At 30.4% G+C, this 10,371-nt stretch carries 9 protein-coding genes; 6 read left to right on the plus strand and 3 right to left on the minus strand.

The window, feature by feature from the left end; translation table 11 throughout:
• Window positions 1–7: 7 nt before the first annotated feature.
• Together WC223_07825 and WC223_07830 are read right to left on the minus strand one after the other, a co-directional pair.
• Window positions 8–1,285, minus strand: coding sequence for a DUF1343 domain-containing protein (locus WC223_07825; protein MFA6924150.1), 1,278 nt, complete (start codon window positions 1,283–1,285; stop codon window positions 8–10).
• A 68-nt stretch (window positions 1,286–1,353) separates the two neighbouring features.
• On the minus strand, window positions 1,354–2,148 hold the full coding sequence (locus WC223_07830; protein MFA6924151.1) for an inositol monophosphatase family protein: 795 nt from the start codon (window positions 2,146–2,148) through the stop codon (window positions 1,354–1,356).
• 92 nt (window positions 2,149–2,240) lie between these two features.
• Between WC223_07830 and WC223_07835 the strand changes: the two genes are divergently transcribed.
• Together WC223_07835 and WC223_07840 are read left to right on the plus strand one after the other, a co-directional pair.
• Window positions 2,241–3,002, plus strand: coding sequence for a LytTR family DNA-binding domain-containing protein (locus WC223_07835; GenBank protein MFA6924152.1), 762 nt, complete (start codon window positions 2,241–2,243; stop codon window positions 3,000–3,002).
• Window positions 3,003–3,047: 45 nt separating this feature from the next.
• On the plus strand, window positions 3,048–3,191 hold the full coding sequence (locus tag WC223_07840; protein MFA6924153.1) for a hypothetical protein: 144 nt from the start codon (window positions 3,048–3,050) through the stop codon (window positions 3,189–3,191).
• Window positions 3,192–3,559: 368 nt separating this feature from the next.
• Here the strand turns inward: WC223_07840 and WC223_07845 are convergent, their stop codons facing one another.
• Window positions 3,560–3,802: a hypothetical protein gene (locus tag WC223_07845; GenBank protein ID MFA6924154.1), complete on the minus strand. Its 243-nt coding sequence runs from the start codon at window positions 3,800–3,802 to the stop codon at window positions 3,560–3,562.
• A gap of 506 nt (window positions 3,803–4,308) precedes the next feature.
• Here WC223_07845 and WC223_07850 point away from each other — a divergent pair.
• The 4 genes from WC223_07850 (at window position 4,309) to WC223_07865 (ending at window position 10,206) form a co-directional block, all read left to right on the plus strand.
• Window positions 4,309–4,569, plus strand: a complete 261-nt coding sequence (locus WC223_07850; protein ID MFA6924155.1) for an HTH domain-containing protein — start codon at window positions 4,309–4,311, stop codon at window positions 4,567–4,569.
• A gap of 75 nt (window positions 4,570–4,644) precedes the next feature.
• Window positions 4,645–5,712, plus strand: a complete 1,068-nt coding sequence (locus WC223_07855) for a YCF48-related protein (GenBank protein ID MFA6924156.1) — start codon at window positions 4,645–4,647, stop codon at window positions 5,710–5,712.
• Between the two features lie 68 nt (window positions 5,713–5,780).
• On the plus strand, window positions 5,781–6,473 hold the full coding sequence (locus WC223_07860; protein ID MFA6924157.1) for a hypothetical protein: 693 nt from the start codon (window positions 5,781–5,783) through the stop codon (window positions 6,471–6,473).
• A gap of 55 nt (window positions 6,474–6,528) precedes the next feature.
• Window positions 6,529–10,206 (plus strand): T9SS type A sorting domain-containing protein, encoded by a 3,678-nt coding sequence (locus tag WC223_07865; protein MFA6924158.1) that lies wholly within the window; start codon window positions 6,529–6,531, stop codon window positions 10,204–10,206.
• Window positions 10,207–10,371 lie beyond the last annotated feature (165 nt).

Raw genomic sequence — 10,371 nt, forward strand, 5'->3', positions numbered from 1 at the left:
AGTTTTTTTATTCAAAATCGGAATAAAGAATATATTTTTTTCTAATTAATTTGAATTTTTTTATATCGTCCTGCCAGCTATCTCTAATTGATTTTTCGAGATAATCCTGCCAGCTTTTTTTAATATCTTTAGCTAAATCTTCGGCATGGTCTTTAATATCTTTTTTCTTAACTCCTTCCTGTAATTGCATTTTAAGTTTTGAATTTCCTGCAAGGAAGTTGAAATTTGAATTAAAGAAATTTGCTTTATCAGGAAACTCATCATAAATATTTATGAGCCAATACAGGTATAATTGTTTTGAATTTTTGATATATGATTCTGCAAATTCGGTAAGTTTGAAACCATTGCATTTTTTACCTTCATAAGGCGGATTTTTGCTTTTTCCGGGAATACTTTGGGGTGTAAAAGAAAATGAACCTTCTTTAAGAGCAGGATGACCTATTACATTAAATGATAAATCCGTTCCTCTGCCCACACTTATTAAAGTTCCTTCGAACAATCCAATAGAAGGGTACAAATAAACCGACTCCATATTTGGCAGATTTGGCGATGGCGGAACAGGCAGTTGATATAGTTGCCTGTGGTTGTATCCATCGCATTTTATACAAGTAAGGTCGCACTTTATATTATTTTTCAACCATCCTTCCCCATTAAGCATTTGTGCATATTCGGCAATAGTCATTCCATAAACAAGCGGTATAGGATGAAGTCCGAGAAAAGAAGAAAATTCTTTTTCCAAAACGGGTCCATCAATAAAATAACCATTGGGATTCGGTCTGTCAAGAACAATTAATTTTATTTTGTTTTCTGCGCATGCTTCCATTGTGTATTCCAATGTGCTCAGATATGTGTAAAATCTCACGCCCACATCCTGTATATCAAATACCACAACATCAATATCAGCGAGGTCTTCTTTTGTAGGTTTTGTTTTTTTACCATATAAAGAAATTATTTGAATTCCAGTTTTTTCATCTTTTAAATCAGTAACTGATTCGCCTGCATCGAAATTTCCTCTGAATCCGTGCTCGGGTGAAAAAACCTTATTGATTTTTATTCCGAGTTTTAAAAGTGTATCTACAATATGCGTGTTTTTTACAAGCGATGTTTGATTTGCAACTATTGCAACATTTTTATCTTTGAGCAAGGGCAGGTATTCGCTTGTCCTTTCAGCACCGACTTTAATAAGTTTTGAATTTACAACTAAAGTATTTACTATTTTTTGCTGTGAAAAAGCAGCAGCAGAAATTAAAACAAGTGCAACTAATATTTTTATTTTATTTTTCATCTTTGGTAAGTTTTAAATTAGTACAAATCTAAATTAAATTTGCAAAATATGCATAATCTTTATTAAAATTATTTAATGAAATATTTGGTGGTTGTATCAAGAAGTTCTTCAAAAATAAAATTATTGGTTGCAATAATTTCTTTGCCATAAACATAATTCTTTCCTCCTTTAAAATCCGAAACTTTTCCACCTGCCTGCTCAACAATATAAGCACCCGCAGCAACATCCCACGGACTCAAATTGTATTCATAAAAGCCATCGTATCTACCGCAGGCAACATAAGCAAGGTCCGTGGCAGCAGAGCCCAAACGACGAACACCGTGAGTGTTTCTGAACAAATATTCAAGATGCTTCATGTATTTTTCGAGATGTGAATAATTAACATTCGGAAAACCGGTAGCAAGCAAGCTGTCTTTTAACTTTGCGACTTTTGAAACATTTATTTTATTATCATTCAGAAATGCACCACCACCTTCAAAAGCATAAAAACATTCATCAAGATTTATTTCGTAAACCACGCCGAGAATAGTTTTGTTATTTTTCGTAAGTGCTACGCTTATTGCAAACAAAGGAACAGAGTGAATGTAATTTGTTGTTCCATCGAGAGGGTCAATAATCCATGTGTATTCTTTTCCTTTAATATTGGTTGTTTTTTCTTCAACAATAAATCCAGAACCGGAAATAAGCTTGCTCAAAGCATCGACAAGACGTTGTTCTGAAGTTTTATCAACATAAGTAACAAAATCATTATAACCTTTAAGTTCTACATTTTCGGCTTTAATATTTGAAATTTCTTTTTTTAAGAATTTCCCGACATCTTTGATTATTTCCCGAGTTTCATTGCAAATTTTTTCTATATTCATTATTTGAATTTTTAAAGTTCAAAGTTAAAAAGTTTTTTTATTTTTACTCTTTATTTAATTTCTTAATGTTGTAACATAAAATGTTTACGCAAATGATAACTGCTATTATTATTGATGATGAAAAAAACGCCAGAGAATCTCTACTAATTAATTTAAATAATTATTGTCCTGAGATAAAAATAGTTGCTGAAGTTGGTAGTGTTAGTGAAGGTTTGGAAGCTATCAGAAAAAACAAACCCGACGTAGTTTTTCTTGATATAATGATGCCCGATGGAACCGGATTTGATTTAATAGAGCAGTTTATTGCAGAAAAAGAAGGTGCCGAAGAAGTTAATTTCAAAATAATTTTTATTACAGCTCACAATCAATTTGCTATTAATGCAATTAGATTTAGTGCGTTGGATTATCTGCTAAAACCTGTTAATTCCGATGAATTAATAGCTGCCGTAAATAGAATACCTGTACAAAAAACTGACAGCAAAAATTTTGATGTACTGATAAATAATATTAAACAAATAAAACAATCAAACAAAAAAATAATACTGAATACTGCAAAAAATATTTTTATTTGTAATGTAAATGATACAATCCGATGCGAGTCGGACCAGAGCTATACGACAGTATTTCTGAAAAATGGAGAATCTGTACTTATTTCAAAAAGCATAAAAGAGTTTGAAGAAATGCTTAAGGACTTTGACTTTATTCGTGTTCATCGTTCTCATCTTGTCAATATCAATCATATTAATAAAATTAATAAAAGTGAAGGCACTTATTATTTAGTGAGTGATAAAATTAATATTCCTATTGCATCAGCCAGAAAAGATGAAATACTGAAAATTATTGCCTCTTTATAATAAACAATAGATATTATATAAGTTAACTTATTTACAAATAAATTTATGAAATATTGTAACAAAACCGAAGTTGGAAATTGGAAGATGGAGGTCAGAAAAATCGCAAATTTCAAACATCTAACATCTAACATTCTTGGTGTTGCTAACGGAGGGGATATTAATAACTTCGTCAGTTTCAACCGTGATTAATTTTATTTATTGTTTTACACTTTCAAGTTGTTGCGAACCCCAGTTGATAGCAACACCATGTTAGGCAGTGTACTATTTATTTTGAAATACTATGTTTTTCTTAGGATTCCTTCTATTATCAAATAAGCTAATAATATATACTTTGCTGTTTTCAAATTTATAATAAATACTTGTCTGCTTACTAAAGACACATTTTCTGACATTTTTCCTTTTATTCGTCAAGCTAAAAGTTGTGGATTTCGAGAAATTAAATCAAGTGTCTTATCAAACTTTTGAAAAAATATTCTCAATTCTTTTCAGTCCAATTTGTTTCAAAGTAATCAATTATTATTTTAAGATTACTTTCTGCTTCATCTGACCATAAAACATTATAACCACTTTTCATAATTTTTTTTAACTTTGGAATGAGATGTTATTCTTCCGTTTTCAATATCATTAAGCCCATTTTCGATTGAATGTCTTTCAACTTCTGAAATTGTGTCCCACCAGTCAGTTGTGGTCTTAGGATTATTTATTAAATACTTTATCTTCTCAAGTATTGTTCTGTCTTGAAGTCCAAGTATCCATTCTATAATATTAAGTTTTTCTGATTGAATATTTGCTGTATTCATAAATAATTATTTTTTTTCAAATATAAGAAAAAATCAATTACGCAACACAGAAAAAAGTATGCTGCCTAACATCCAGCTTCACTAATCTATACTGCAAACTGTTAAAAGTTGCGTTTTATTAAAACAAATTGTCAAATTGTTATATTGTTCAATTGTTAAAAAAAATCAATACTGTGTGCATTTCAAACAACAATTAAACAATTTAACAATACAGCAATAATTAGATATTTTACGCATTTTATTACCGTGCTTAGTATAATACAATAATATAAAATAACATTAACTATTGTTAATTGAATAAAAACCCCCTTCGTAAAATAAAATCATAGCTGCGTAAAATAAAACCGTAGTTATACGGAATTGCCGTTAAATACTAATATTTTACTGTTTATATTTGTACCTCTTTAAAGGGTTTTGAAATTTTTTAAGGTGTTTATATTTAATAAGAAAAAAGGAAAACTGAAATTCTATTTCAGTACAATAAGTAAAATTTGTAAAATACAATTATGAGAAAAGGATTTAAGGAATATTCAGAACGACTAAAACGGCTTGTTGCTATTATAAAACTTAAAAATAGCGGTAATGCCGAAACAATAGCTAAAAGATTTGATATTAGCGGACGGCAGGTTTATAATGACATCAATTATTTAAAAACGGAATACAATGCACCTATTGTTTTTAATCGTTCCATTAATAGTTATGAGTTTTGCAATACAGATTTTGAAATTGAAATTTTTGAAGTAAGAAAAAGTTGTAAAAATAACTAATGTCTTAGTTTCTGAAAGATGAAATTTTTAAGAAAATAATAAATAAAATTAGTATTAACCTTAAAACTAAAACCTATGAAAAAACTATTTGCATTATTAACTATAGTAGTACTGGGTGTTGCAGTTATTTTTCATTCTTGCAAAAAAGATGATAAAAACAACAATGAAAATAATGATAGTAATAAAAATACCACACAAGCTACTTGTAGCGATGAAATACAAAATCAAGGAGAGACGGGTGTTGATTGCGGCGGTCCTTGTCCTGCTTGCGAACATTGGACAAAGCAAACAAGTAGCGTGGCTTCTTGTTTTTATTCTGTTTTCTTTACCGATGCTAATACTGGATATATTGCTGGTCTTGGCGGGAAAATTCTAAAAACGACTGATGGCGGAACAAACTGGTCAGCACAAACAGTCGGAACACAACATTTATTGTCTATTTTCTTTATTAATGCTAATTTAGGATATATTGCTGGATGTGGTGGAACAGTTTTAAAAACAACAAACGGAGGTATTAATTGGGGTGGTAAACAATTAAGTGGAGGCAATGATTTAACTTCTATTTACTTTGCCGATGCGAATACAGGATATGCTGTTGGCTACAATGGAACAATTGCAAAAACAACAGACGGAGGAACCAATTGGTCAGAAACAGGTAATCCGCCTTATGATAGAATAAATTCCGTCTATTTTATTGATGCAAATATAGGATATATTGTTGGTGGTTATTACAGTACCTTAATTTGGAAAACCACTAATGGAGGCAATGATTGGACTCAACAATCCGGAGCAAGTGATTTAGCTTCCGTTTATTTTACCAATGCAAATATAGGATATGCAGTTGGGTTACAAGGGCAAATAATAAAAACCACAAACGGGGGCTCGAACTGGACAGCACAAACAAGCGGAACTACAAATGATTTAACTTCCGTTTACTTCATTGATGCTAATATAGGATATGTTGTAGGTGATATTAATACCACAACAAATATGGGAATAATTTTGAAAACCACAAACGGAGGCACTAACTGGACAGTTCAAAGTAGCGGAATCGCTAAAAAATTACATTCAGTATATTTTATCAATGCAAATACAGGTTGTATTGTAGGCGATTGTGGTACAATTTTAAAAACAGGTAATTAAAGAGTAATAGAAAATAAATAAAAATAACAAACAATAAAATTAATATTAACCTTAAAAATTAAAAAATCATGAAAAAAATATTTACATTAATGGCTTTAGCAGCATTGGGAACAGCACTTGTTTTCCATTCCTGCAAAAAGGATGATAAAAATAATAACAGCAATAGCAATAATAACAATACCACACAAGCTACATGTAGCGATGGAATACAAAACCAGGGAGAAACAGATGTTGACTGCGGAGGACCCTGTGCATCGTGTGATGAAAAATACCTTTGTACCGGAAAAGGTTCAAATAGTTATTTTCCTTTAAAGGAAGGTAATTATTGGATTTGGACAAGTAGTATGTATGGAATTATTAAGCATTTAATTACGGAAAAAGTGATGGATGGTGTTACACCTTATTACCATTGTGAAGAATATGTGCAAAATATTCAAATGTCAGATTGGTATTATAGGGTTGACCCCAATGGAGATGTTTATTATTCAACTAATCCAAATACCAGCGGCAGTTATTCTCTCAAAGTACCCGGTAGTCCATACATTAATCAAAAATGGAAAAGTGGTACGGATAGCATGCGGGTTACTTCTTTAAACGCTTCTTATAATACCACGAAATGTAATTATACCGGTTTATTAGAAATAAGTGTGAAGTATGCTGGTGATGTTGCAAATAATTATTATGAGATAATATATTATAAAAAAGGTATTGGTTCAATTTATAATGGTGATGCTAATTTAACCGGCGTAAATTTGAATTAAATGAAATAGGGGCGTGCCTTTAAACTAAAAAACCGAAAAAAATAAATTAAATAATATGAAAAAACTATTTACTCTCTTCGCTTTTCTTGTTCTTTGCAATTTTTTTGTTAATGCACAGTGGACACAACTTTCCACAAAAACAAAATCCGATTTAGATTGTATAAACATTGTAAACAATACAATATTTACAGGAGGTGATTCGCTCAGAAAAACAACTAATAATGGAACCTCTTGGGCAAATTATCCTTGGGGTTTAGCAAGTTACTTGTACGACATCCACTTTTTTGACGGAAATATTGGTTTGTCAACAGGAATGTATATAATGAGTAATGCATTAGGCATTTTAAGAACGACTAATGGAGGTCAAATGTGGGAAGCTGTTTATGAAGAAAGCACTTCTGGTTTCTCTCAATTGAATTCATTTTCATTTCCTTCTTCATCAATAGGTTATGTTGCAGGAGAAAGAAGTATCGGTAATGGAGTAATTTTTAAAACTATTAATGGAGGGTTATCATGGAATGAATTGAATACGGGAGCAAGTGTGGAATTAAAATCTGTATTTTTTACATCTAATACAACCGGATTTGCTGTTGGAAGCAATACAATTTTGAAAACCACGAATGGCGGTTCAACATGGAGCAGTACAGCCGTAAATAGCTATTTGACCTCAATACATTTTTGCAATAGTTTAATAGGTTACACATCAGCCGATGGGGATGCTACATTAAAAACTACTGATGGCGGGAATACTTGGAATGATTTAAAATTCTATTCAAGTGGACCAATATATGCATATAATAAAGATACAGTTTTTGTAGTTGCTAATAAAAGTTTATATATAACCAGAGATGGTGGTTTATATTGGGAACGTTTTATTACGCTTAATAATAATAATATAAATAAAATTTACTTCAATAATACCGATGGTTACCTTGTTTGTGATACTGGTAAATTGTATAAAACAACAAACTTTGGCGGGTATTCCGCTCCTATTACTTCATTTAGTTTTGATGATACTTATTTCTGTAAAGATTCACTTGTGAATTTTCTGAATATTTCTAAACCCTCTTATACATTCACATGGAAACTTAACGGAAAATTTTTAGCCAATACATATAATACTTCTTACACATTTACAAACCCAAGCCAGAACGATACAATAACTTTAATATCATATAACGGACATTATTATGATTCGTTAACTAAAATAATTTATGTTCAATCTTCTTTGGATTTTACTTTAAATACCACGCAGGATAAAGATACAATTTGCCCGAGTACTTCCGCTAATATATCGGTTTTAAATTCTGTAAGTGGTGTTACTTATCAATTAAGAAATGGCACAACAAACATAGGTTCTTCAAAAAGCGGAAATGGAAATACATTAATTTTTAATACAGGCAATATAACATCTACAACTACTTTCAATATACTTGCTACTAAAACCAATTCATGTGGGAGCAAACAGAAAACCGACTATCATATTATTGTTGTGGCTGCACCAAATAAAACTTTAACTGTTTCAGCAGTAAAACCTGTTGTCTGTTATGGCGATTCAGCATTTATAACCGTTGCCTTATCGGAAATTGGTTTTACTTATCAACTAAAAAATGGCTCAACAAATGTAGGAACACCGGTAAAAGGAAATGGTGCAACAATATATTTAAAAACCGAAAAAATAACTGCAACGGTTACTTTTAGTGTGTATGTTACAAATAAATTTGGTTGTTCGGCAACTTTAAGCCAAACTCAACAAGTTACCTACAGAAATTATACTGTTGGTTTTCAAACAAGCATAGGCGGATATTATGTGGGGGACACTATTTCATTAAGTAATACTTCAACTGCAGATAATTATGTTTGGATTTTCGATTCAACAGCTTCAAAAAACATTGATTCGTCAAATGTACCAAATGGAATAAAGTATGACTCAACTGGAAGAAAAACAATCCGATTGATTGGAATAACAAACGAAGGATGCAGAGATACCATTGATAAAGAAATTTTTATATTTAATAAAGCACCTTATGGGCAAGTTACAGCTTGTTCTTTTGATTCATTGAAAAAACTAATATCTCCCGAAAAAATAACAGCTATACATATTGATGAAAAACAAAATGTTTATATTGCCAGTGTAAGAATGACAAATAAAGGCAGTTGTTATGTTGATGGTTCTTCAGATGATAATTTTGTTTTTCAAAAATTCGATTCACATGGAAATTTATTATGGGAAAAGATACCAGATCATTATAAGCATGGAGGATGTTCTTATTCTTTCATATCATCTATTGCAAATGATGATGAAGGGAATGTGTACATTGCTGGAACATTTAATAGATTTTTAGCTATAGATACTGTTTCTGTTTTAGCTGGAGAAGATTCAGATAATGGATGTGGACAACTATTTGTAATAAAATACAACTGCAAAGGAGATTTCAAATGGATAGTTTATTCTAAAGATGGCTGTGATATATATGGTAGAACTGTAATTGGAATTTCAGATTTAAAATATTATAATAATAATTTATATTTTGCTTGTTCAGGATATAATGCTTCTAAATCGTTAATCCAGGCAAATAATACCGCCTTTCCTCCTCCAACCGGAAATTTTTATAAAATGTCAAAAAATGGAATGATTATAAAAAAATATTTTTCTAATTATATTGATAGCTTAAAAAGATATAATGATGCATGGTGGCATAACTCAGGTTATGAAGATGCTTATACTTATGAAATTGCCCCTAAAATAAAATTTACAAATAACAACTTGATTTATTTATATAATTCGCAAAGAGTATATTTACTTGATACTTCGTTTAATTTTATAAAAAGAACATTACTTTTTGGCACTACTCCAAATTCACTGGATGTTCCATTACTTATCTTTGATAATAAAAATAATTTTTACACTTCTATTTCATGGGATTTAACAGGTAAGGGATGTAATCCTTTGTCATTACCGGGCAAACAAATCAAAGGCAATTTGTTATCCAAATACGATTATAACGGAACCCTTATATGGAATAATATTAATCCTTATTTTTCAGCAAATGGACTTGAATTTTCCAATGACTCAAATTTAATTTTATACGGTAGCTATAATGATTTTTTGTCAATTAATTCCCAAAATAAAAATGTTTATGGTGAAACAGGAAATTCAACTAAACAGACAGCATTTATATCATTAATTTCTAATAGTGGTAATTTGCAATGGATAATGCCGACAGGATTTGTTAACATCCAGTCTTATGGTGGCACTTATACTGATTATAAAATGCTAATGACAAGTGATAATTTTGGTATGAAATATTTTACAGGGTCAACAAATTATAAATTTGGATTTGGTAATGATTCTATTAATAAAGGATTTTGTGACCCATTGAAATACACATTGTTTTTAGCAAAATTTTCTGATGATGGAACTTGTATTAATCAGCCTATTGATAGTAGTTGCAATATTATCCCAACTAATATTGAAAACAAAATATTTAATAAAAATCAAATAAATATTTATCCAAATCCTGCAAACACTCAAATAACAATAGAACTCCCGCAAACAACAAAACAAAGCACAATAATAATTTATAATATAAGTGGAGAAGAAACGATAAAGGCAAAAGGTATAAGGCAAAAGACAAAAGTGGATATTAGTAATTTACAAAGCGGAATTTATTTTATAAAAATTGTAAATGAGGACGGAGTGAGTGTGGGGAAGTTTATAAAAAATGAATAATTAATAATTGAAAAGAAAAAAGCGAGGCAAGTGTGTGTGAATCTCCTCTTGAGAGTAATGGCACTAACATAAGCTATTATTTGTATTTTTTGTATTTTCCTTGTTTAGTGATTCTTGGATATTTTCTCCATTTTTTTCGTTTTGGCAATATCTCCTTTCTTATTA

The sequence above is a fragment of the Bacteroidales bacterium genome, assembly GCA_041671145.1.
Taxonomy (GTDB): Bacteria; Bacteroidota; Bacteroidia; order Bacteroidales; family JAHJDW01; genus JAQUPB01.